At 64.3% G+C, this 23,659-nt stretch carries 18 protein-coding genes; 13 read left to right on the top strand and 5 right to left on the bottom strand.

Annotation, left to right across the window (positions count from 1 at the left end; genetic code table 11):
* Positions 1–163 precede the first annotated feature (163 nt).
* From SB765_RS04780 to SB765_RS04725, 12 genes are all read left to right on the top strand, one after another.
* Entirely contained in the window at positions 164–1,570 is a 1,407-nt protein-coding gene (locus tag SB765_RS04780; RefSeq protein ID WP_016499182.1) for an amino acid permease, read from the top strand.
* 432 nt (positions 1,571–2,002) lie between these two features.
* On the top strand, positions 2,003–2,797 hold the full coding sequence (locus tag SB765_RS04775; RefSeq protein WP_341798408.1) for an enoyl-CoA hydratase/isomerase family protein: 795 nt from the start codon (positions 2,003–2,005) through the stop codon (positions 2,795–2,797).
* Positions 2,798–2,829: 32 nt separating this feature from the next.
* Positions 2,830–3,990 carry an acyl-CoA dehydrogenase family protein gene (locus tag SB765_RS04770; RefSeq protein ID WP_410931012.1) on the top strand — a complete coding sequence of 387 codons (1,161 nt, stop codon included), beginning with the start codon at positions 2,830–2,832 and terminating at the stop codon, positions 3,988–3,990.
* A 17-nt stretch (positions 3,991–4,007) separates the two neighbouring features.
* A complete protein-coding gene (locus SB765_RS04765) occupies positions 4,008–6,125 on the top strand; it encodes an acetate--CoA ligase family protein (protein WP_410931011.1) in 2,118 nt (705 codons plus the stop codon).
* Positions 6,118–7,725, top strand: a complete 1,608-nt coding sequence (locus SB765_RS04760; RefSeq protein ID WP_410931010.1) for a 5-guanidino-2-oxopentanoate decarboxylase — start codon at positions 6,118–6,120, stop codon at positions 7,723–7,725. Before SB765_RS04765 ends, SB765_RS04760 begins: the two co-directional genes overlap by 8 nt.
* A gap of 34 nt (positions 7,726–7,759) precedes the next feature.
* Positions 7,760–8,989, top strand: coding sequence for an alanine racemase (alr, locus tag SB765_RS04755; protein WP_410931009.1), 1,230 nt, complete (start codon positions 7,760–7,762; stop codon positions 8,987–8,989).
* A 24-nt stretch (positions 8,990–9,013) separates the two neighbouring features.
* Positions 9,014–10,204 carry a pyridoxal phosphate-dependent aminotransferase gene (locus SB765_RS04750; protein WP_095115448.1) on the top strand — a complete coding sequence of 397 codons (1,191 nt, stop codon included), beginning with the start codon at positions 9,014–9,016 and terminating at the stop codon, positions 10,202–10,204.
* Positions 10,197–11,609, top strand: a complete 1,413-nt coding sequence (locus tag SB765_RS04745) for an aldehyde dehydrogenase family protein (protein ID WP_410931008.1) — start codon at positions 10,197–10,199, stop codon at positions 11,607–11,609. Before SB765_RS04750 ends, SB765_RS04745 begins: the two co-directional genes overlap by 8 nt.
* Before the next feature lie 43 nt (positions 11,610–11,652).
* Positions 11,653–12,354 (top strand): NAD(P)H-dependent oxidoreductase, encoded by a 702-nt coding sequence (locus SB765_RS04740; RefSeq protein WP_341798415.1) that lies wholly within the window; start codon positions 11,653–11,655, stop codon positions 12,352–12,354.
* A gap of 235 nt (positions 12,355–12,589) precedes the next feature.
* On the top strand, positions 12,590–13,693 hold the full coding sequence (locus SB765_RS04735) for a polyamine ABC transporter substrate-binding protein (protein WP_410931007.1): 1,104 nt from the start codon (positions 12,590–12,592) through the stop codon (positions 13,691–13,693).
* 34 nt (positions 13,694–13,727) lie between these two features.
* A complete protein-coding gene (locus SB765_RS04730; protein WP_410931006.1) occupies positions 13,728–15,140 on the top strand; it encodes an aminotransferase in 1,413 nt (470 codons plus the stop codon).
* A 53-nt stretch (positions 15,141–15,193) separates the two neighbouring features.
* Positions 15,194–16,027 carry a response regulator transcription factor gene (locus SB765_RS04725; protein WP_341798418.1) on the top strand — a complete coding sequence of 278 codons (834 nt, stop codon included), beginning with the start codon at positions 15,194–15,196 and terminating at the stop codon, positions 16,025–16,027.
* An 18-nt stretch (positions 16,028–16,045) separates the two neighbouring features.
* On the opposite strand, the gene SB765_RS04720 is transcribed toward SB765_RS04725, so the two are convergent.
* The 5 genes from SB765_RS04720 to SB765_RS04700 all read right to left on the bottom strand — a co-directional run bounded on the left by SB765_RS04720 (position 16,046) and on the right by SB765_RS04700 (position 22,539).
* Positions 16,046–17,125: a PAS domain S-box protein gene (locus SB765_RS04720; RefSeq protein ID WP_410910204.1), complete on the bottom strand. Its 1,080-nt coding sequence runs from the start codon at positions 17,123–17,125 to the stop codon at positions 16,046–16,048.
* A gap of 237 nt (positions 17,126–17,362) precedes the next feature.
* Entirely contained in the window at positions 17,363–18,334 is a 972-nt protein-coding gene (locus SB765_RS04715; protein WP_410931005.1) for a PDR/VanB family oxidoreductase, read from the bottom strand.
* Positions 18,335–18,412: 78 nt separating this feature from the next.
* Positions 18,413–19,534 carry an aromatic ring-hydroxylating oxygenase subunit alpha gene (locus SB765_RS04710; protein WP_410931004.1) on the bottom strand — a complete coding sequence of 374 codons (1,122 nt, stop codon included), beginning with the start codon at positions 19,532–19,534 and terminating at the stop codon, positions 18,413–18,415.
* Between the two features lie 120 nt (positions 19,535–19,654).
* Positions 19,655–21,253: a BCCT family transporter gene (locus tag SB765_RS04705; RefSeq protein WP_049274213.1), complete on the bottom strand. Its 1,599-nt coding sequence runs from the start codon at positions 21,251–21,253 to the stop codon at positions 19,655–19,657.
* A gap of 194 nt (positions 21,254–21,447) precedes the next feature.
* The gene (locus tag SB765_RS04700) at positions 21,448–22,539 is read right to left on the bottom strand and encodes a tartrate dehydrogenase (RefSeq protein WP_016499198.1); all 1,092 of its coding nucleotides are present in this window, start codon (positions 22,537–22,539) and stop codon (positions 21,448–21,450) included.
* A 97-nt stretch (positions 22,540–22,636) separates the two neighbouring features.
* On the opposite strand from SB765_RS04700, the gene SB765_RS04695 reads away from it, so the two are divergent.
* Positions 22,637–23,548: a LysR substrate-binding domain-containing protein gene (locus tag SB765_RS04695; RefSeq protein WP_410931003.1), complete on the top strand. Its 912-nt coding sequence runs from the start codon at positions 22,637–22,639 to the stop codon at positions 23,546–23,548.
* Positions 23,549–23,659 lie beyond the last annotated feature (111 nt).

Below are 23,659 nucleotides of genomic sequence, written 5' to 3'. Positions count from 1 at the left end.
ATCCGTTCGTACAACGGCACCTTACATCCGTTTCCAATAATCCATGGCAACCGTGTTGCACGCGGTCCATGAGGCTTATTGGAGACAAGAATAATGACATGCCGTAGCGCTCAGCCCCTCCTTCGTACCGCCCCCCGCACCTGCCGCAATGGCGAGGTGCGCCATGACTGACAACCACGAAAAAATCCAGCTCACCCGCGCCCTGAAAAGCCGGCATATCTTCATGCTGTCGCTGGGCGGGGTGATCGGCACCGGCCTGTTCATGGGTTCGGGCGTGACCATCAACCAGGGCGGGCCGGTGGGCGCGATCCTGGCGTACCTGGTGGCCGGCTTGCTGATGTACCTGGTGATGGTCTGCCTGGGTGAACTGTCGGTGCAGATGCCGGTGTCCGGCTCGTTCCAGGCCCACGCCACGAAGTTCATCGGCCCGGCCACCGGCTTCATGATCGGCTGGGTGTACTGGATGAGCTGGGCCACTACCGTGGGCCTGGAGTTCACCGCTGCCGGCATGCTGATGACCCGATGGTTCCCCGAGGTGCCCATCTGGTACTGGTCGGCACTGTTCGTGGTTGTGCTGTTCGGCCTCAACGCCCTGGCCACCCGCGCTTTTGGCGAGGCCGAGTACTGGTTCTCGGGCATCAAGGTGGCGACCATCCTTGGTTTTATCATCATTGGCCTGCTGGTGATCTTCGGCGCCATTCCGCTGAGCAGCGGGGCACCGGCGCCAATGCTGGACAACCTGGTGGGCGAGTCGCTGTTCCCCCACGGCCTGTCGGCGGTGTTCGCGGTGATGATGACCGTGGTCTATGCCTTCCAGGGCTGCGAAATCATGGGCGTGGCGGCCGGCGAGACCGAGCACCCGGAAAAAAGCATCCCGCGGGCGGTGCGCAACGTGGTGTTCCGCGTGCTGATTTTCTATGTGCTGGCGATTGCCGTGCTGTCGGCCATTGTGCCGTTCGAGCAGGCCGGCCTGATGGAAAGCCCGTTCGTGCAGGTGTTCGACATGGTCGGCATCCCCTTTGCTGCCGACGTGATGAACTTCGTCATCCTCACCGCCATCCTGTCGGTGGGCAACTCCGGGCTGTATGCCTCTACGCGCATTCTCTGGGCGATGTCCAAGAGCGGCATGGCGCCGAAAAGCCTGGCACCGCTGAGCAAGCGCGGCGTGCCGTTGCGGGCGCTGAGCATCACCCTGTGCTTTGCCCTGGTGTCGCTGATGACCAGCTTCATTGCCGCCGACACCCTGTTCATGGTGCTGATGGCGGTGAGCGGCATGTCCGGCACCGTAACCTGGATCGTCATCGCCCTGGCGCAGTACCGCTTCCGCAAGGCCTACCTGCGTGAAGGTGGGCAACTGCAGGACCTGAAGTACAGGGCGCCGCTGTACCCACTGGTGCCGCTGCTGTGCATCACCCTGTGCAGCTCGCTGTTTGTGTTCCTGGCACTGGATGAAACCCAGCGGCCGTCGCTGTACTGGGGCTTTGGTTTCATTGCCCTGTGCTACGCGGCGTACTTCTTCGTCAATCGCCGCCGGCAGGGTGCCTTTGAGCCCAGCGCGCCTGGCGTTTGATGCCGTGGGTCGTTGGTTGTAAGTGTTCGTCGAAACATTTTTATTGTCTGTGAGATCGAGCGCCGCCCGCGCGGCGCTTCGCAGCACAAGGCTGCTCCTACATCTGTTTCGGGCCAGTCACGCCTGTGCCTGCGCACGCGATCGCCTTGTTTGCCTGACGCGATATCGCGGTGGAAGCAAAGGGGCCGCGCGCCTTCGTCTCAGGAATAACTGGCCCGAAACAGATGTAGGAGCAGCCTTGTGCTGCGAAGCGCCGCGCGGGCGGCGCTCGATCTCACAGGCAACGAAAATGCAATGCCAAAAGAAACCCGCGTAACAGCAAAAACCGAGTTGTGCGAAGTTGTAACAGCCCATCCCGCCTTGTTGAACACTCGTTTAGTATCTCCCTCGTCAAGCCCTCCCAAAACCATCACAACAACACCGAGGCCCCCCATGACCACCCCGTCGTCGTCACTGTTGAGCAAAGTCGAAGCCGGCGTTGCCTGGATCACCCTCAACCGCCCCGAGCAACGCAACGCGCTGGACATCCCCACCCTCAAGCAACTGCACGCCTTGCTCGAAAGCCACAACAGCGATCCGGCCGTACGCGTGGTGGTGCTCACCGGCGGCGGCCGCACCTTCTGTGCCGGTGCCGACCTGGCCGAGTGGGCCGCCGCCGAAGCTGCGGGCACCCTGGAAAGCTACGGCTGGACCGAAACCGCCCACGCCCTTATGTTGCGCCTGCACAGCCTCGACAAGCCCACCATCGCCGCCATCAACGGCACCGCCGTGGGCGGTGGCATGGACCTCAGCCTGTGCTGCGACCTGCGTATCGCCGCCGCCTCTGCGCGTTTCAAGGCTGGCTACACCAGCATGGGCTACAGCCCCGATGCCGGCGCCAGCTGGCACTTGCCACGGCTGATCGGCAGCGAGCAGGCCAAGCGCCTGTTGTTCCTCGATGAACTGTGGGGCGCCGAGCGCGCCCTGTCGGCCGGGCTGGTCAGCGAAGTCTGCGCCGACGAGCAACTGCCCGCCGTGGCGGCCGAGCTGGCCGGGCGCCTGGCCAATGGCCCGACGTTCGCCTATGCGCAGACCAAGCAGCTGATCCGCGACGGCGCCCGGCGCACCCTGGCCGAGCAGCTGGAGGCCGAGCGCCACGCCGGCCTGCTGTGCGGCCGCAGCCAGGATGGCGCCGAGGCGCTGCAAGCCTCGGTTGAACGCCGCGCCCCCCGTTTCACCGGCCAGTAACCCGATACCGACCCTGACCAGGACCTTCGCAGATGAATTTCCAACTGACCCAAGAACAAGAAATGTTGGTGGAAGCGGTACGCAGCTTTGTTGCCAAAGAGTTGCTGCCCCATGAGGAAGCGGTGGACCGCGCCGATGCCGTGTCGCCAGAGCTGGCCGCGCACATCCGTGGCAAGGCCATCGCCGCCGGGTTCTATGCCTTCAACATGCCTGAGGAAGTCGGCGGCGGTGGCCTGGACTACCTGTCCCAGGCGCTGATCGAACGTGAGCTGTCCAAGGTGTCCTGGGCGGTGCATGTGTTTGTCGCACGCCCGTCGAAAATCCTCATGGCCTGCAAGGACGAGCAGGTTAACGACTACCTGCTGCCTTGCGTGCAGGGCGAGAAAACCGACTGTTTCGCCCTCACCGAACCGGGTGCCGGTTCCGATGCCAACGCCATCAAGACCCGCGCCGTGCGCCAGGGCGATGACTTTGTCATCAACGGCAGCAAGCACTTCATCAGCCACGCCGGCCATGCCGATTTTGCCATTGTCTTCGCCGTCACCGACACCTACGAGCACAACGGCCGCAAGCGCAATGCGGTCACGGCCTTGCTGGTCGACCGCGGCACACCGGGCATGACCATCCGCCGCGGCCCCAAGTGCGTGAGCAACCGTGGCTACCACACCTACGAGCTGTTCTTCGACGACTGCCGGGTGCCGGCCAACAAGGTGCTGGGCGAAGTCGGCAAGGGCTGGGAAGTGGCCAACGCCTGGCTGACCGCCGGCCGGGTGATGGTCGCCGCCAACTGCGTGGGCCAGGCCCAGCGCGCCCTCGACCTGTCGCTGCAGTGGGCCGCCGACCGCAAGCAGTTCGGCCAGGCCATCGGCAGCTACCAGGGGGTGTCGTTCAAGCTCGCCGACATGGCCACGCAGATCCGCGCTGCGGAGATGCTCACCCTGCACACCGCCTGGAAGATGGACCAGGGCAACATGACCGACGGTGAGGCCGGTATGGCCAAGCTGTTTGCCAGCGAAGTGCTGGGCAAGGTCGCCGACGAAGCCGTGCAGATCTTCGGTGGCATGGGCCTGATGGATGAAGGGCCGGTTGAGCGCATCTGGCGCAACGCGCGTATCGAGCGCATCTGGGAGGGCACTTCGGAAATCCAGCGGCACATCATCGCCCGCGAACTGCTGCGCCCGCTGCTGCGCTGAGCGCCAGGAGAACACCCATGTCGCAATCGATTCGTGACAACCTCAAGCGCCTGCTGGCGCCCCGGCACCTGGCCTTCGTTGGCGGGCGCAGCATGGCGCGGGCGCTCAAGCGCTGCGCCGAAGGCGGCTTTGGCGGTGAGCTGTGGCTGGTCAACCCGCAGCATGAAAGCCTGGAAGGTATCCCTTGCGTGGCCCGCGTGGCCGACTTGCCTTACGCCCCGGACGCGGTGTTCATCGCCACCAACCGTGAGCTGACCTTGCAGTGCGTTGCCGAGCTGGCCGCGCGTGGCGCCGGGGGTGCCATCTGCTATGCCTCCGGCTTTGCCGAAAGCGGCGAAGAGGGCCGCCAGTTGCAGCAGCGCCTGCTCGCTGCGGCCGGCAACATGGCCCTGCTCGGCCCCAACTGCTATGGCCTGCTTGACTACCTGCACGGTGCCGCCCTGTGGCCGGTGGCCCATGGCGGCCAGCAGGTGGAGAAGGGCGTGGCGATCCTCACCCAGAGCGGCAACTTTGCCTACAACCTGTCCATGAGCGACCGCTCGCTGCCGGTGGCCTACATGGCCTCGGTCGGCAACCAGGCGCAATTGGGCGTGGCCGAGCTGATGGACGTGCTGCTCGACGACCCACGGGTAACGGCCATCGGGCTGCACCTGGAAGGCTTGAAGAACGTGCCGGGCTTTTCACGCGCAGCCTACAAGGCATTGCAGCAGGGTACACCGGTCATTGCCCTGAAGACTGGCGTGTCGCAGATCGGCGCTGAACTGGCGCTGAGCCACACCAGCTCGTTGTCCGGCTCCGATGCGTTGTACGACAGCCTGTTCCAGCGCCTGGGCGTGATCCGCGTCAGCGGCCCGGTGAGCTTTGTCGAAACGCTCAAGGCCGCAGCCTGCGGACGCTTGCCGGCAGATGGCGAGCTGATTGCGCTGGCCTGCTCAGGCGGCGATGCCGGCCTGATTGCCGACTATGCCGAACGCAACCGGTTGCAACTGCCGAAGCTCGCGCAAGGGCAGGTGGCGGCACTGGCCGAGGTGTTGCCGGGCTATGCCAACCTGGTCAACCCACTGGACTTCACCACTGCCATCTGGGGCGATGAAGCCGCCCTGCAACGCATGCTCGACAGCACCCTGAGCGGCGCCGCGGGCGCGGCGATGCTGGTGCTGGACTACCCGGCGGCGTTCACCGGCGAGCGCAAGGAATGCGACCTGCTGCTTGGACTGTACTGCGATGCCGTTGAACGCCACGGAAAGATCGGCTTCGTCACCTCGGCTTTCCCGGAACTGTTGCCTGCCAGTGCGCGTGAGCGCCTGCATGCGCGGGGCATCGCAGCCCTGCAGGGCGTGGAAGATGGCCTGGCGGCCTGGGGGCGCATCGTCGCTTACCAAAGGAACCGCCCCCGCTTGCTGGACCAGGGCGAGGCTGCGCGGGTACCGCTGTGCCCGCAGGCCCTCACGGGCGAAAGCCGACTGTTGGACGAATGGCAATCCAAGCAGGCCCTGCGCGCCTTCGGTCTGCCGGTGCCGGCAGGTGTGCTGAGTACGCCCGAGCTCGCTGTGGCAGACGCCGCCTGCGTGGGTTACCCGCTGGTACTGAAGGCGGTCAGCGCACAGCTGCCGCACAAGACCGAAGCCGGTGCGGTGGCGCTGAACCTGCGTGATGCCGCCGCCCTGGAAGCTGCACTGTTGCAGATGCGCCAGCGCATCGCTGCCTACGCCCCGCACGTCGCGTTCGACCAGGTACTGCTCGAACCCATGGCCGAGCCGCCGCTGGCCGAGCTGATAGTGGGCATCAAACGTGAACACGACTTTGCCCTGGCCTTGGTGATCGGTGCCGGTGGGGTGCTGGTCGAACTGCTCAAGGACAGTGTCAGCCTGTTGTTGCCCACCACCGACAGCGCCATCCGCGCCGCACTGCTGAACCTGCGCAGTGCCAGCCTGCTGCAAGGCTTCCGTGGCCGCCCGGCCGCCGACCTCGACGCCTTGGTCGCAGCTATCCGTGCGGTGGCCGACTACGCCTGCGAAAACGCCGGGCAGCTGTTGGAGCTGGATGTGAACCCATTGATGGTCGGTGCCCACGGCACCACCGCGGTCGACGCGCTGATCCGCCTCGGCCAGGCGCAAGGAGAACGACATGAATGACCTTACCCTGACGGCCGGCCAGGCGCTGGTGCGCCTGTTGGCCAACTACGGCGTGCAGACCGTGTTCGGCATCCCCGGGGTGCACACCCTGGAGCTGTACCGTGGCCTGCCAGGCAGCGGTATCCGCCATGTGCTGACCCGCCACGAGCAGGGCGCCGGCTTCATGGCTGACGGCTATGCGCGCGTGAGCGGCAAGCCGGGGGTGTGCTTCGTCATCACCGGCCCGGGGGTGACCAACGCCGCCACCGCCATCGGCCAGGCCTATGCTGACTCCATCCCGATGCTGGTGATTTCCAGCGTCAACCATACCGCCAGCCTGGGCAAAGGCTGGGGCTGCCTGCATGAAACCCAGGACCAGCGCGCCATGACTGCGCCGATCACCGCGTTTTCGGCCGTGGCGTTGCGCGGCGATGACCTGCCCGAGCTGATCGCCCGTGCCTGGGCCGTGTTCGACAGCGAGCGGCCGCGCCCGGTGCACATTTCGGTGCCCCTGGACGTGCTGGCTGCGCCTGTCAGTCGTGACTGGAGCCATGAGGTGGCACGCCGCCCCGAGCGTGGCCAGCCGTGCCGCGAAATGCTCGACCAGGCTGCCCTGAAGCTGGCAGCGGCCAAGCGGCCGATGATCATCGCGGGTGGTGGTGCGCTGCACGCGGCCGAGCAACTGGCGCAGTTGAGCACCCGGCTGGCGGCACCGGTATTCACCAGCGTGGCCGGCAAGGGCCTGCTGCCGCCGCAGGCGCCCCTGAATGCCGGTTCCAGCCTGTGCGTGGAACCCGGCTGGCAGCTGATCAGCCAGGCTGATGTGGTGCTGGCCGTGGGCACCGAAATGGCCGACACCGACTTCTGGCGCGAGCGCCTGCCGATCACTGGCGAGCTGCTGCGCGTGGACATCGACCCGCGCAAGTTCAACGACTTCTACCCCTGTGCCATTGCCTTGCAAGGTGATGCCCGGCAAACCCTGGCCGGCTTGCTCGAACACCTGCCAGCACTCGACCGAGACCCGGCCCAGGCCAGCGAAGCGGTGAGCAACCTGCGCCAGGCCATTCGTAATGGGCATGCACCGTTGCAGGCCACCCATCAGGCGATTCTTGACCGCATTGCCGCCGTGCTGCCCGACGATGCGTTCATCAGCAGCGACATGACCCAACTGGCCTACACCGGCAACTACGCCTTCACCAGCCGGGCACCACGTAGCTGGCTGCACCCCACCGGCTACGGCACCCTCGGCTACGGCCTGCCGGCTGGCATCGGTGGCATGTTCGCCAGCGACCACCGTCCCGGCCTGGTACTTGTGGGTGATGGCGGCTTCCTGTACACCGCCCAGGAACTGGCCACTGCCGTCGAGGAGCTGAACCGGCCGCTGGTGGTGTTGCTTTGGAACAATGACGCCCTCGGCCAGATCCGCGACGATATGCTCGGTCTGGATATCGAGCCGGTCGGCGTGCTGCCGCGCAACCCGGATTTCATCGGCCTGGCCCGCGCCTTCGGCTGCACCGTGCACCAGCCACGCGACCTGGATGCATTGCAAGCCGACCTGGCCAGCGGCTTCGCCACCCCCGGCGTGACGTTCATCGAACTCAAACACACCTGCGTCTGTTAAGGCGCGTACAACGAAAAGAACACGAGTAACCACCATGCCCTTTCGCCGTACCCTTCTGGCTGCATCCCTGGCACTTCTGATCACCGGACAGGCCCCCCTGTATGCGGCCCCCCCGTTGTCGATGGACAACGGCACCAACACCCTGACCGTGCAGAACAGCAACGCCTGGGTTGAGGTCAGTGCCAGCGCTCTGCAACACAATATCCGCACCCTGCAGGCCGAGCTGGCCGGCAAGTCCAAGCTGTGCGCCGTGCTCAAGGCCGATGCCTATGGCCACGGTATCGGCCTGGTAATGCCATCGATCATCGCCCAGGGCGTGCCCTGCGTGGCGGTGGCCAGCAACGAGGAGGCCCGCGTGGTCCGCGCCAGTGGCTTCACCGGGCAACTGGTGCGGGTACGCCTGGCCAGCCTCAGCGAGCTGGAAGATGCCTTGCAGTACGACATGGAAGAGCTGGTGGGCAGCGCCGAATTTGCCCGCCAGGCCGATGCCATCGCCGCGCGCCATGGCAAGACCTTGCGCATTCACATGGCGCTCAACTCCAGCGGCATGAGCCGCAACGGGGTGGAGATGGCCACCTGGTCCGGCCGTGGCGAAGCGCTGCAGATCACCGATCAGAAGCACCTCAAACTGGTCGCGCTGATGACCCACTTCGCCGTGGAAGACAAGGACGATGTGCGCAAGGGCCTGGCGGCCTTCAACGAACAGACCGACTGGTTGATCAAGCACGCGAAGCTCGACCGCAGCAAGCTTACCCTGCACGCCGCCAACTCGTTCGCTACGCTGGAGGTGCCGGAGGCGCGCCTGGACATGGTACGCACCGGTGGCGCGCTGTTCGGTGACACCGTACCGGCGCGCACCGAATACAAACGCGCCATGCAGTTCAAATCGCACGTGGCGGCGGTGCACAGTTACCCGGCTGGCAACACCGTCGGCTACGACCGCACCTTCACCCTGGCCCGTGATTCGCGCCTGGCCAACATCACCGTCGGCTATTCCGATGGCTATCGCCGGGTGTTCACCAACAAGGGCCATGTGCTGATCAACGGCCACCGCATACCGGTGGTGGGCAAGGTGTCGATGAACACGCTGATGGTCGATGTCACCGACTTCCCGGACGTGAAGGGTGGCAACGAAGTGGTGCTGTTCGGCAAGCAGGCCGGGGGCGAAATCACCCAGGCCGAGATGGAAGAAATCAACGGCGCGCTGCTGGCCGACCTGTACACCGTGTGGGGCAGTTCCAACCCGAAGATCCTCGTCGACTGAAACCGCCAAAGAAGGGAGATTGCCATGCGCTACGCCAAGCTTACCCAACGCATCGCCGGCGACGGGGCTGCGGCCTGGGACATCCACTACCGCGCCCTGGCGCTGCAGGCCGAGGGCAAGGACATCCTGCTGCTGTCGGTGGGGGATCCGGACTTCGACACCCCCGCGCCGATTGTCGAAGCGGCCATCGACAGCCTGCAGGCGGGTCACACCCATTACGCCGATGTACGCGGCAAGCTGGCCCTGCGCCAGGCCATCGCCAGGCGCCACCAGCAGCGTAGCGGCCAGGCCGTCGACGCCGATCAGGTGACGGTGCTGGCAGGGGCCCAGTGCGCGCTGTACTGCGTGGCCCAGTGCGTACTGGACCCAGGCGACGAGGTGCTTGTCGCCGAACCGATGTATGTGACCTATGAGGCGGTGTTCGGTGCCTGTGGTGCCAAGGTGGTGCCGGTGCCGGTCAAGCCGGAAAACGGCTTTCGGGTATGCCCGCAAGACGTGGCCGAGCGTATCACCCCGCGCACCCGCGCGCTGGCCTTGAACAGCCCGCATAACCCGTCGGGGGCAAGCCTGCCCCGTACTACCTGGGAAGCACTGGCCGAACTGTGCATCGCCCACGACCTGTGGCTGATCTCTGACGAGGTGTACAGCGAATTGCTGTACGAGGGCGAGCATGTCAGCCCTGCCAGCCTGCCGGGCATGGCCGAACGCACCGCCACCCTCAACAGCTTGTCGAAGTCCCATGCCATGACCGGCTGGCGGGTGGGCTGGGTAGTGGGTTCGGCCGAGCTGGCCGCCCACCTGGAAAACCTCGCCCTGTGCATGTTGTATGGCTCGCCCGACTTCATTCAGGACGCCGCCGTGGTGGCGCTGGAGCAGCCGTTGCCCGAGCTGGCCGCCATGCGCGAGGCCTACCGCCAGCGCCGTGACCTGGTGTGCGAACAGCTGGCCGGCTGCCCGGGCCTGAAGGCGCTGAAGCCCGATGGTGGCATGTTCGTGATGGTTGATATCCGCGAGACCGGCGTAAGTGCCCAGGCCTTTGCCGACCGCCTGCTGGACCGCCAGGGCGTGTCGGTGCTCGCCGGCGAAGCGTTCGGCCCCAGCGCTGCCGGGCATATCCGCCTGGGCCTGGTGCTGGGCGATGCGGCGCTGGTCGATGCCTGCCAGCGCATTGCCCGCTGTGCCGACGAGCTGAAACGGGAGTACGGCCATGCGTGAGTATGCGCGGCTGTACATCGATGGCGCCTGGCAGGTGCCGAGCGGGCAGGGCATGGCTGAGGTGATCGACCCGGCCACCGAACAGGCCATTGGCCGGGTACCTTTGGGCGCCGAGGCCGATGTCGAGCGGGCGGTGATGGCGGCGCGGCGGGCCTTCGACGGCTGGTCGCGCACGCCGTCCAGCGTGCGCGCCGGATACATCCGGGCATTGGTCGCACAGCTGAAAAACCGTGCGGCGCAAATGGCCGAGGTTATTACCGACGAGCTGGGCATGCCGGTGCAGTGGTGCCAGGCGGTGCAGGTCGAAGGCCCGATTGTGGGCCTTGCGCAGTACGCCGAACTGGCCGGGCTGATGGATGAGGTGCGCGAAATCGGCAATTCGCTGGTGTACCGCGAGGCCGTTGGCGTGTGCGCATTCATCAACCCGTGGAACTACCCGCTGCACCAGATGATCGGCAAGCTGGCGCCGGCCCTGGCTGCCGGGTGCACGGTGGTGGTCAAACCCAGCCAGGAAACGCCGCTGCACGCGTTTGTGCTGGCCGAGATGATCGACGCCATCGGCCTGCCGGCAGGGGTGTTCAACCTGGTCAGCGGCCCAGGTGCCAAGGTCGGTGAAGCCCTCGCCCGGCACCCGCAGGTGGACATGGTGTCGTTCACCGGCTCGACCGGTGCCGGGGTGCGGGTGGCACAAGCGGCTGCGCCGACGGTGAAGCGGGTGTGCCTGGAACTGGGTGGCAAATCACCGTTGCTGATTACCGCCGATGCCGACCTGCACGCTGCGGTGCGCCACGGCGTGCAGGACGTGATGATCAACTCGGGGCAGACCTGCACGGCACTGACCCGCATGCTGCTGCCGGCCAGCCGCTACGCCGAGGCGCTGGAAATCGCCGAGGCCGAAACCCGCGCACTGGTCATGGGCGACCCGCGTGACCCGGCCAGTTTCCTCGGGCCGATGTGTTCGGCAGGCCAGCGGCGCACAGTGCTCGAGTACATTCGCCAGGGCCAGGAGGAGGGCGCGCGCTTGTTGTGCGGTGGTGATCACGGCGGCTTCGAGCGCGGGTTCTACGTGGCGCCCACGTTGTTCGCCGACGTCGACAACCGCATGCGCATTGCCCAGGAAGAAATCTTCGGCCCGGTGCTGTGCCTCATCCCCTACGCCGACGAGGCTCAGGCGCTGGCGCTGGCCAATGACTCGCCGTTCGGCCTGTCCAGCGCAGTGTGGGCGGGCAGCCGCGAGCATGGCCTGGCGCTGGCGCGGCAGATACGGGCCGGGCAGTGCTTCATCAACGGGGGCGGGTTCAACTACCAGGCGCCGTTCGGTGGCTACAAGCAGTCGGGCAACGGCCGCGAGTGGGGCGAAGAGGGCCTGGCGGAGTTCGTCGAGGTGAAAGCCGTACAGTGCTGAGCCACCGCTGCAAGACAACCTGTTTTGTGTAAGGAGAATGTTTGTGAATGTACTGATCGTCCACGCTCACCCCGAGCCGCAATCGTTCACCGCTGCCCTGCGGGACCAGGCCGTGGATACCTTCCGCGCCCAGGGCCACCAGGTGCAGGTCAGCGACCTGTACGCCATGGGCTGGAACCCGGTGGCCAGTGCCGATGACTTCACCCAGCGTGAGAACCCCGAGTACCTGGTGTATGCCCTGGAGCAGCGCCAGGGGGTCAAGCGCGGCGCCATTGCCGAGGATATCCAGCAGGAGCTGGACAAGTTGTTGTGGGCCGACTTGCTGGTGCTGAACTTCCCGATCTTCTGGTTCTCGGCCCCGGCCATGCTCAAGGGCTGGATCGACCGGGTGCTGGTGTCGGGGGTGTGCTATGGCGGCAAGCGTTTCTACGACCAGGGCGGGTTGGCGGGCAAGAAGGCGCTGGTGACCGTGACCTTGGGCGGGCGGGCGCACATGTTTGGCGAAGGGGCGATTCATGGCCCGCTGGAAGACATGCTGCGGCCGATACTGCGGGGTACGCTGGCCTATGTCGGTTTCGAGGTGCTACCGCCGTTTGTGGCCTGGCATGTGCCTTACATCAGCGCTGAGGCGCGGCAGGACTTTTTGCAGCAATACCGGCAGCGCCTGGAGCAGCTCTCGGACGACCAGCCATTGGTGTTCCCCCGCCTGGCCCAGTTCGATGAGGCGTTGTACCCGCTGGTGTGATCGCCTGTACTGGCCTCATCGCCGGCAAGCCAGCTCCCACAGGGAAACCACGAGGCCTCAGGACTGTGGTTTCCCTGTGGGAGCTGGCTTGCCGGCGATGAGGCCAGTTGCCTTGTTACAAGACTTACCTGCCCAAAAACGACCACCCACACATTCGGGGTATGTTGCCCCTCGGCAAATCCCTCGATAGTGAACCCATCGGCTCGTTCCGGAGCATTCACACGATGGAGTTGCCATGCGCAAGGTACTGAAGGTGATTGGTGGTCTGCTGCTGGCGTCTGGTGCCAGCCTGGCCCAGGCGGCAGAGGTGGACAACGCCAACACGCTACGGCTGTACAACTGGACCGACTACATCGGCGAAACCACCCTGGCCGATTTCGAGAAGGCCACCGGCATCAAGGTCATCTACGACACCTTCGACGGCTACGAAACGGTACAGACCAAACTGCTGACCGGCCGCTCCGGCTACGACCTGGTCATGCTCAACGCCTCGCTGGTCCCCCCGCTGATCAGCGCCGGCGTGTTCCAGGCACTGGACAAGCAGCAACTGCCCAGCTGGCAAAACCTCGATCAGCAGGTGGTCAACAACCTGCAGGGATACGACCCTGGCCTGAAGTACTCGGCGCCCTATACCTGGGGCAGCTCGGGGGTAACCTACAACGTCGACAAGATCACCGCGCGCATGCCCGACGCACCGATCGGTTCGCTGGCCATGCTGTTCGACCCCAAGATCGTCTCGCGCTTCGCCGACTGCGGCGTCACCCTGATGGACGCGCCCACCGAGGTCATCCCGCTGGCCCTGCAGTACCTGGGCAAGGACCCGCGCAGCGCGTCGGCCGCCGACCTCAAGGCCGCCGAACAACTGCTGCTGGGCATCCGCCCCTACATTCGCAAGTTCGACTCGGTCAACTACCTCACCAGCCTGCCCAACGGCGATGTGTGCCTGGCGCTGACCTGGTCCGGTGACTACGCCACCGCCCAGGCCCGTGCGGTGGAAGCGAAGAAGGACATCAAGCTGTCGTTCTTCATCCCCCAGGAAGGTTCGCTGATCTGGTTCGACAACCTGTACATCCCCAAGGATGCGCCGCACGCGGCCAACGCCCACCGCTTCATCGAGTTTCTGCTGCAGCCGCAGACCATGGCCAAGGTCACTGACTACATCCACTACGCCAACAGCAACGCCGCCGCCACCGCGCTGGTGCGTGACGATATCCGCCAGGACCCGGCCATCTACCCCGACGCACAAACCCGTGAGCGCCTGTTCGCGCAGAAAACCCAGAGCCCCAAGGACATGCGCGCCATCACCCGGGTCTGGAGCACGGTCAAGACCGGTTTCTGAACACTGCCCAAAAATTCTCGCCAAGGAGCTGCCCATGGCCACCCCAAGCAAAGCATTCGCTATCGCCCACGACCCGCTGGTGGAGGCCGACAAGGCCCACTACATGCACGGCTACCATGTGTTCGACGAGCACCGCGAGCAAGGCGCGCTGAACATCGTCGCCGGCGAGGGCGCCTACATTCGTGACACCCACGGCAACCGCTTCCTCGATGCCGTCGGCGGCATGTGGTGCACAAATATCGGCCTGGGCCGCGAGGAAATGGCCCTGGCCATTGCCGATCAGGTGCGCCAGTTGGCGTATTCAAACCCGTTCTCCGACATGGCCAACGACGTGGCCATCGAACTGTGCCAGAAGCTCGCGCAGCTGGCACCGGGCGACCTGAACCACGTGTTCCTCACCACCGGCGGCTCGACTGCTGTCGACACCGCCTACCGGCTGATCCAGTACTACCAGAACTGCCGCGGCAAGCCACACAAGAAGCACATCATTGCCCGCTACAACGCCTACCACGGCTCCACCACCCTGACCATGTCCATCGGCAACAAGGCCGCCGACCGGGTGCCGGAGTTCGACTATCACCACGACCTGATCCACCACGTCTCCAACCCCAACCCGTACCGTGCCCCGCACGACATGGACGAGGCGGAATTCCTCGACTACCTGGTGGCCGAGTTCGAGGACAAGATCCTGTCGCTGGGGGCCGACAACGTGGCGGCGTTCTTCGCCGAGCCGATCATGGGCTCGGGCGGGGTGATCATTCCGCCCGAGGGCTACTTCCAGCGCATGTGGCAACTGTGCCAGACCTACGACATCCTGTTCGTCGCCGACGAAGTGGTGACCTCGTTCGGGCGCCTGGGCACCTTCTTCGCCAGCGAAGAACTGTTTGGCGTTACCCCCGACATCATCACCACCGCCAAGGGCCTGACCTCGGCCTACCTGCCGCTGGGCGCGTGTATCTTCTCCGAGCGGATCTGGGAAGTGGTTGCCGAGCCGGGCAAGGGCCGCTGCTTCACCCATGGCTTTACCTACAGTGGTCACCCGGTGTGCTGTACAGCGGCGCTGAAGAACATCGAGATCATCGAGCGCGAGCAACTGCTCGATCACGTCAAGGACGTGGGTGGCTACCTGGAGCAGCGCCTGCAGAGCCTGCGCGAGTTGCCGCTGGTGGGTGATGTGCGTTGCATGAAGCTGATGGCCTGCGTTGAGTTCGTGGCCGACAAGGCCAGCAAGTCGCTGTTCCCGGATGAGGTGAACATCGGTGAGCGCATCCACAGCAAGGCCCAGGCCCGCGGGTTGCTGGTGCGCCCGATCATGCACCTGAACGTGATGTCGCCACCGCTGATCGTCACCCATGCGCAGGTGGACGAGATCGTCGAGACCTTGCGCCAGTGCATCCTCGAAACCGCGCGCGAACTGACTGCGCTTGGCTTGTACCAAGGCCGATGAACCTGGCGCAAAGGGCTGTGCGGGGGCGTGCCTGGCAGGCTAGACTGCCGGGCATGACCCAGGCCACTCCCGACACCCCGCTTACCCTGACAATGGGCGCGCTGCAGCAATGGCATGCGGCGCTGCAGCGTGCGCTGGCCAATAGCGATACGCCCGAGGCGCTGGAGTATGTGGCTGCTGCCATCGGCCAGCTGGTGCAGGTTGAATCGATGATGATCAGCCTTGAGTGCCAAGGGCGGGCGCCGCAGCTGCTGTACCAGCAAGGCATCCCCGAGCTGCACCACGCCGCGGTGCTTGAGCGTTATTTCAGTGCCGGCTACCTGCTCGACCCATTCTGCCTGGCCGTGCAAAGCGGCTTGGCCGAAGGCTTTTACCACCTGCAGGAAATCGCCCCCGACAACTTCTTCGACAGCGACTACTACAAGGCCTATTACCTGGGCACCGGTTGCAGCGAAGACAGCTACTACATCGTCGACCTCAGCCCTGGCCGCAAGTTGTCGCTGAGCCTGTTCCAAGGTTACAGCGGCACGCCTCTGAGTGCCGGGCAGGTCGACCTGCTGCGGGCGCTGGAGCCCATGGTGCGGGAACTGTTGGGGCGTTATGCCCGGCATAACCTGGAGCCCGGCGCAGCATCGGCCGAACACGGCAGCCTGCAGGCGGCGTTCGACAGCTTTGGTTGCCAGGTGCTGACCGACCGTGAGCGGGAGGTGGCACACATGATCCTGCGCGGGCACTCGGTGAAGTCGACCGCGCTGGAGCTGGGCATCTCACCGGAGACGGTGCGCATGCACCGCAAGAACCTGTACCTGAAGCTGGAGATCAACTCGCAGTCCGAGTTGTTTGCACGGTTTATCGACTGGCTGCGCGGCGATCAATCGGGGCCGTGACGTTTCGCGTAAGCCTGCTCACGAAGCCGCCAGGCGGGCTTCCAGGGCGGCAATGTGCGCCTGGAGCCGTTCATGTTCCTGGCGCTCGGCGCTGATGTCTTCGAAAACGCTGATCAGGTGTTCCGGTTCGCCATTGCCACGGCGCTGCAGCGAGGTGCGGGCGCGTACCCAGATGTACTCGCCGTTCTTGTGGCGCACGCGTTTTTCCACTTCGTAGCGCTCGGTTTCACCGGCCAGCATGCGTTGCAGCAGTTGCAGGTTCTGCGTCAGGTCGTCGGCGTGGGTGATCTGCTGGAAGGTCATGCCGTAGAGTTCATCGGCGCTGTAGCCCAGCAACTCGCACAGGCTGTTGTTGACCCGCTGCCAGGTGCCGTCCGGGTCGATGTAGGCCAGGGCACCCCAGGCCAGCTCGAAGATCGCCCGGAAGCGTTCCTCGCTCTGGCTTAGCGCCTGTTGGGCCACCTGGCGTTCGGTGTTGTCCATGCTGATGCCAACCATCTTTACCGAGCGCCCGGCGCTGTCGCGCACCACTGTGGCGCGGGAAGAAATCCAGCGGACTTCACCGTCCGGGCGGGTGATGCGGAAGTCGCATTCACAGCCACTGCCGTCGGCCACCGCATCGGCGTACATCACCTGCATGCGCTGCACATCTTCGTCGGGCAGGTGCTTCCAGAAGTCTTCGTTGTGATGGACGGGCCAGCCATAGACCTGCTCGACGTTGGGCGAGTAGGTGACTTCGTCGCTGATCAGGTTCCATTCCCAGGTAACGATGCGTGCGCCTTCCTGGGCCAGCTTCATACGCGTTTCGCTTTCCATGATCTCGGCGGTCAGGCGCCGGCGCACGTCGGTCATCGGCAGCTCGACCACCTGCGGTTGCTGGATGTTCTGCAGTGCTTCGTCGCCATAGCGCAGCCAGATCCAGTTGACCTTGAGAAAGTCGGCCAGCTTGCGCAGGTTGTCGTAGTCGATCTCGCCGCCGCGGGTCCACTTGTGCACGGCGGTGCGCGAAATGCCCAAGGCCGTGCCCACGGCTTGCAGGGTCAGCTTGTGATGCTCGAGCAGTTCCTTGAGGCGGAAGGCGAAGCTGTTTTCCAACATCGGCAGGGTGTCCTGATCTGGGCCAAGAGCCTGCCAGTATACCCAAGCTGTCAACTTTTGGTTGACGGGTGCTCACGCTGCCTCTTTTGGGGAAATGGCCTTGTGCTGCCTGCACTGGCCTCATCGCCGGCAAGCCAGCTCCCACAGGTATGGACATGGCTGGAGGGCGATGCGGTCCATGTGGGAGCTGGCTTGCCGGCGATGAGGCCGGTACGGGCAACATCAGCCGGGCGGTTGTTAAAGGTCCAGCACCAGCCGCGCAGTGCGGGCGCGGGAAACGCACAGCATGATGCTCTGCTGCGCCGCTTTCTCTTCATCGCTCAGGTACTGGTCATAGTGCTCGGCTTCACCCTCAAGGATGGCCGTCTCGCACGTACCGCACACGCCTTCCCGGCACAGGCACTCGACCTTGGCAGCCTTGGACTTCTCGATGGCCTGCAGAATGGTCATGCCTTCTTCCACCTGCAGTTCCACGCCCGATTGCGCCAACACTACGGTAAAGGCACTGCCGGTGACCGGGGTGGCGGCAAACTGTTCCCAATGCACGCGCTGCTCGGCAATGCCGGCCTGGGCGGCGCAGGCGATGACCGCGTCGATCAGCGGTTTGGGGCCGCACACGTACAAGTGCGCCTGCTCGTCCAGACCCGCGCACAGGGCGGCCAGATCAAGCTTGCGGTCGAGGCTGTCGATGTAGAACCGCGTGTTGGCGGCGTGCGGGCCGTTGGCCAACTGGTCCTGGAACGCGCCGTGCTCAGGCGCGCGGAAGGCATAGTGCAGCTCGTAATCGGCGCTACCGCCTTCCAGCTCATGCAGTTGCGCCAGGAACGGGGTAATGCCGATGCCGCCGGCAATCAGCACATGGCGGCCAGCCGAAGGGTCCAGGGCGAACAGGTTGTTGGGCGAGGAGATGGTCAGGCGGGTGCCGACTTCCACCTGCTGGTGCATGAACGCCGAGCCGCCTTTGGACTGTTCTTCCAGGCGCACGCCGATCTGGTAGCTGCGGGTGTCACGCGGGTCGCTCATCAACGAGTAGGCGTTGCTGAACTGGCTGCCGTCGGCGCCTTGCATCTGCACGATGACGTGGCTGCCGCCGGTGAAGGCGGGCATCGCCGCGCCGTCTTCGCGGGCCAGGGTAAAGCGCTTGATCAGCGGCGTGGCGTGTTCCACGTCGGTTACGCGTACGCTGAACATTTCATAAGTGTTGGCCATGGTTCACCTCGACTGCCTGGGTGCGCGGCAGGCCCTGCCGCGCACCTTTACGTGCAAATAAACGTGGAGCGGTTGCCATCAATCGTCGAGGTGGGCCACGGCGATCAGGTTGTGGAAGTGGGCAATGCCGTGTTCACTCATGCCACTGCGCTCGCGGTCGGCCATGATCCGGCCCTGGCCACGGTAGCCGCGCGACTTCAGGCCCTTCTGCACGCTTTCGACCAGGCGCAGGTCTTCTGGGCGGAACACTTCGCGGTACCAGTCGATCAGCTTCTGCTGCTCTTCGGTGATTTCCTTGTTGAGGAAGTAGATGTCGTAGTGCTGCAGGGTGGTTTCGGCATCGACCGGGAACTCGTAGATCACGGTCATGAAGTTGGCCCCTGGCGGCACGTTGAACATGGTGCACGGCCAGGCCCAGAAGCCGGCGAACGACGGGTCTTTCACGTTTTCGTCGAACTTGAACGACTGCTCCGAAGGCTTGGCCAGGCCATATTGCAGGGTCCAGTTACCGTGCATGGTGTGGCTGTACTGGCCGACGTCGACCGAGTCGGAGAAGCCTGGGTGGGCCGGGGCGCAGTGGTAGCACTCCAGGTAGTTGTCGACGATCGACTTCCAGTTGGCCGGGGTGTCGCTGACGAAGCGCGCCGCCAGGTGCAGGTCGTCGATTACCGCGCAGGCTTCGCGCATGCGTGCTTGCATGCCTGGCAGCTGGTCTTCGACGGAGCCCGCATCCATGTCCATGTTGATGAAGATGAAGCCGGCGTATTCCTCGACGCGCAGCTGCACCAGGGTGGAGTTCTCTTTGTCGAAATTGACCACGTTGTCGCAGTTGCGGGCGTGGGCCAGTTCGCCGTCGAGCTTGAAGGTCCAGGCGTGGTACGGGCAGGTGATGACGTTCTTGGCCTTGCCGCTGCCGCTGAGCAGCTGGTGGCCACGGTGCGGGCAGACGTTGTAGAACGCACGCAGCACGCTGTCACGGCCGCGCACGACGATGATGCTTTCGCCAATCACGTCGCGGGTGATGTAGGCATTGTTGTCTGCCACTTCGCTGCGGTGGCCCACGCAAATCCAGCTGCGGGCGAAGATGGCTTCTTTCTCGTGTTCGAACACCGCGGCCTTGGTGTAGAAAGTGGCCGGGATGGTGAAGGCCTCGTCGGCGTTCGCACAGAAATCGGCGGGCAGGCGTTTGAAGTCGTTCATGACAGGTTTCTCACAAGCTCGGTTTATAGTTATTGGTTAACGCGTATCTGTTGGTTAACAGATCAGGCAAAAAAATTTGCAGCCATTTAACGAGGCCGCGGTACGGCCCCTCTGATTCAATCAATGCACGGCAGCAGCGCTGCGCGGGGCATGGTCGGCAGGTTGCTCACCGGCCATCCGTGCAGCCTCTTCTTCGATGACGTGGGCCGGTACCTGGCCGTAGTCGGCGATCATCCACTTGAAGAAGCCATATATCTTCACCAGCAGAATCACCATGAACGGGATTGCAGTGAGCACCACGGCGGTCTTCATGGTCGACAGCGAGGCCTTGGCGAACAGCATGGCCAGTGGCACCAAGGTCAGCACCACGCACCAGAACAGGCGGTGGGTGGGTGTCGGGTCGTCACCTTCACGCAGGTTGCGGGTGCTGGTGGCAGCCACCGCATAGGCCGCGGCGTCCATGTGCGAAGCACAGAAGATGGCCATGATGAACAGGTACACACCGAGGAACACCTGGCCCCACGGCAAGGCCAGCAGCAGGTGTGTCACGGCCGATTCGCCGCCTTGTTCGGCGAGCATTTTCGGCACATCCACGGCGCCGGTGATGAACTGGTGCATGCTGTAGCTTTCCAGCGCGCCGAAGAAGAACCAGCAACCGAAGCTGCCCCCCAGCAGCAGGGCCAGGACCACTTCCTTGATCTGCCGGCCGCGCGAAACGCGGGTGACGAACATGGCCACGCCCGGGGCGTACGACACCCACCACAGCCAGTAGAACACCGTCCAGTTGCGGGTAAAGGCACCGTCGCCCGCCGGGTCGGTAAACAGGCTCATGTGCACGTAGTTCTGGATCATCAGGCCAATCGAGTTGGCAGTGTTGTTGAGGGTGAACTGGGTCGGGCCCACCAACAGCACAACCGCGGCAAACACCAGCGCGCCGATGCACACCATCTTGCTCAGGCGCTGCAGGCCACCATCGATTCCGATGTAGGAGCTGAGCGAGAACATCACCGCCACGCCGCCGATCACCATCAATTGCACGGTGAACGTATCCGGGGTGCCGGTCAGGTCATGCAGGCCGCGCGTCAGGGTAGAGGCGGTGAGGGCCAGCGACACGGTCAGTGCGCCCATCATGGTCAGCAGGAAGATCAGGTCGACGGTACGGCCCACCGGCCCGGTGGCCTTGAAACCTGTCACCGCTTCGATAACCGAAGCCAGGTTCAGGCCGCTCTTCTTGCGTACATGGAAGTGGTAGGCCATGGCCAATGAGGCCAGGGCGTAGATCGACCAGGCGCTGATGCCCCAGTGGAAGAACGAGTAGCCCACGCTGTACTCGAGTGCCTTGGGGGTGGCCGCGGCGATGTTCAGGCCCGGGGTCTGGTAGTAGTAGGCCCATTCCATCACGCCCCAGTAGAGGGTCGACGAACCCATGCCGGCACAGATGAACATGAACACCCAGGTGGCGGTGGCGTATTCAGGTTTGCCACTGCCCAGGCGGATGTTGCCGTACTTGCTGAAGGCCAGGTACAGCACGGCCAGGGTACTGCCAAACACCAGCACCTGCACGCTGGTACCGAAGGTGCGGGTGGACAGCTCGAACAACTGGTTGGCGGCGCTTTCAGCCTGGGCGGGGAAGGCTGCAAGGCCGATCACGGTGAGCAGTACGGCGATCAGGCTCACGGTAATCAGGAACACATCAATCTTTTTATTCTTGTGCGACATCATCGTCTCCTGGACGTTGGCGTACTTGTTATACCCGGCAGGCATCCGGGGTGTTGCGGTACCACTCCTTCCTTGGCCGTTAACTGTAAGTTAACTAATATCTAATGGTTAACAGATTTTGCATACAATCCACGCCGCTCGCAAGAGGCAAAGGGCCGATTGTCAGACACTTCTGACAATCGGCCCCAGGTACATCAGGCTTCGATCAGCGCGGTGATGGCCTGGCCCACTTGCTGGGTAGACTGCTGGCCACCCATGTCGCGGGTTACGTCACCGGCGGCGATGACCTGCTCGATGGCTTTGAGGATGTCATCATGGGCAGCGCGGTAGCGTGGGTCGGTGCCTTCGTTGCCGAGGAAATCGAGCATGAGCGCACCGGACCAGATCATCGCGATCGGGTTGGCGATGTTCTTGCCGTAGATGTCCGGGGCCGAGCCGTGCACCGGCTCGAACAGCGACGGGAACTTGCGCTCGGGGTTCAGGTTGGCCGATGGCGCGATGCCGATGGTGCCGGCGCAGGCCGGGCCGAGGTCGGACAGGATGTCGCCGAACAGGTTCGAGGCCACGACCACATCGAAGCGGTCTGGTTGCAGTACGAAGCGGGCGCAGAGGATATCAATGTGCTGCTTGTCCCAGCTGATTTCCGGATAATTGGCTGCCATTGCGGCGGTGCGTTCGTCCCAGTACGGCATGCTCACGGCCATGCCGTTGGACTTGGTGGCCGAGGTGACGTGCTTGCGCTCGCGGGTCTGGGCCACTTCGAAGGCATACTTGAGAATGCGGTCGACGCCACGGCGGGTGAACACCGATTCCTGCAGCACGAACTCGTTCTCGGTGCCTTCGAACATGCGCCCGCCCAGCGACGAGTACTCGCCTTCGGTGTTTTCGCGGATGACCACGAAGTCGATGTCGCCGGGTTCACGACCAGCCAGCGGGCAGGGTACGCCGGGGAACAGGCGCACCGGGCGAATGTTCACGTACTGGTCGAAGTCGCGGCGGAACTTGAGCAGCGAACCCCACAGCGAGATGTGGTCCGGCACTTTGTCTGGCCAGCCAACGGCACCGAAGTACAGGGCGTCGAAACCTTTGAGCTGTTCGAACCAGTCGTCCGGCATCATCTTGCCGTGGGCCAGGTAGTAGTCGCAGCTGGCCCACTCGAAGAACTCGAAGCTGATGTCCAGGCCATGCTTGCGCGCAGCGGCCTCGACCACCCGAATGCCTTCAGGCAGTACTTCGTTGCCGATGCCGTCGCCTGGGATTGCCGCGATTCTGAAGGTCTTGCTCATGGGGTGCACTCGTTGTCTAGGGAACAGGTGCTGGTCATGCTATAAGGGCTTGGTCCGGAGATAATCTGGCCAATCATGGATTCTTGGAACACGATACGTGAATAATCTGCCCAGCCTCGACGACCTCAATATCTTCCTGCAAGTGGCCAAGCGCGCCAGCTTCGCGGCCGTGGCCGACGAGCTGGGCATGTCGGCGGCGTACATCAGCAAGCGCATTCGCATGCTTGAGCAAAACCTGGAAGTGCGCCTGTTGCACCGCACCACCCGGCGGGTGACGGTGAGCGAGGAGGGCGAGCGGGTGTATCAATGGGCATTGCAGATATTCGACGCCGTGCAGCGCATGGGCGATGACATCAGTGCCCAGCACTGCGAGCCGGCCGGGCAGTTGCGCATTGCCAGCAGCCTGGGGCTGGGCCGGCGCTTCGTGGCGCCGGCTCTGTCGGAGTTGGCCGAGCGCTACCCGCGGCTGGACATTCGCCTGGATGTGCACGACCGCCTGGTGGACCTGATTGCCGAAGGTGTCGACCTGGACATCCGCGTGGGCAACGCCATCGCCCCCAACCTGATCGCCAAGCCGCTGGCCCGAAACCGCCGTGTACTGTGCGCCGCCCCGGCGTACCTGGCGCGGCGCGGCACGCCCAAGGTGCTGGGCGACCTGGGCAGCCACGACTGCCTGGTGATCAAGGAGCGCGACCACCCGTTCGGCGTGTGGCAACTGATGGGTCCGCTGGGTGAAGAAAGCGTGCGGGTGACCGGCGGCCTGTCGACCAACCATGGCGAAGTGGCGCACCAGTGGTGCCTGGACGGGCGCGGGATACTGCTGCGTTCATGGTGGGACGTGCACGACAGCTTGCAGGACGGGCGCCTGGTGCAGGTGTTGGAGGCTTATCACCAGCCGGCGGACATCTGGGCGGTGTACACCTCGCCGCTGGCCAGCTCGGCCAAGGTGCGGGTGGCGGTGGACTTTTTCCGCCAGTACTTTGCCGAGCGCTACAGCTTGCCGGAGTAGGCTGCACCCAAATCATGCGCGGTCTGCTTTTGATTTTTTGTGGGATCGACTGTCTTGCACCATCAATCAGGCTAACGCATCACCCGGTAGGAGCAGCCTTGTGCTGCGAAG

The sequence above is a fragment of the Pseudomonas sp. SIMBA_067 genome (assembly GCF_046534675.1).
Classification (GTDB): domain Bacteria; phylum Pseudomonadota; class Gammaproteobacteria; order Pseudomonadales; family Pseudomonadaceae; genus Aquipseudomonas; species Aquipseudomonas putida.
The sequence above is the reverse complement of the archived record's forward strand: the minus strand, read 5'-3'. Positions and strand labels throughout refer to the sequence as shown.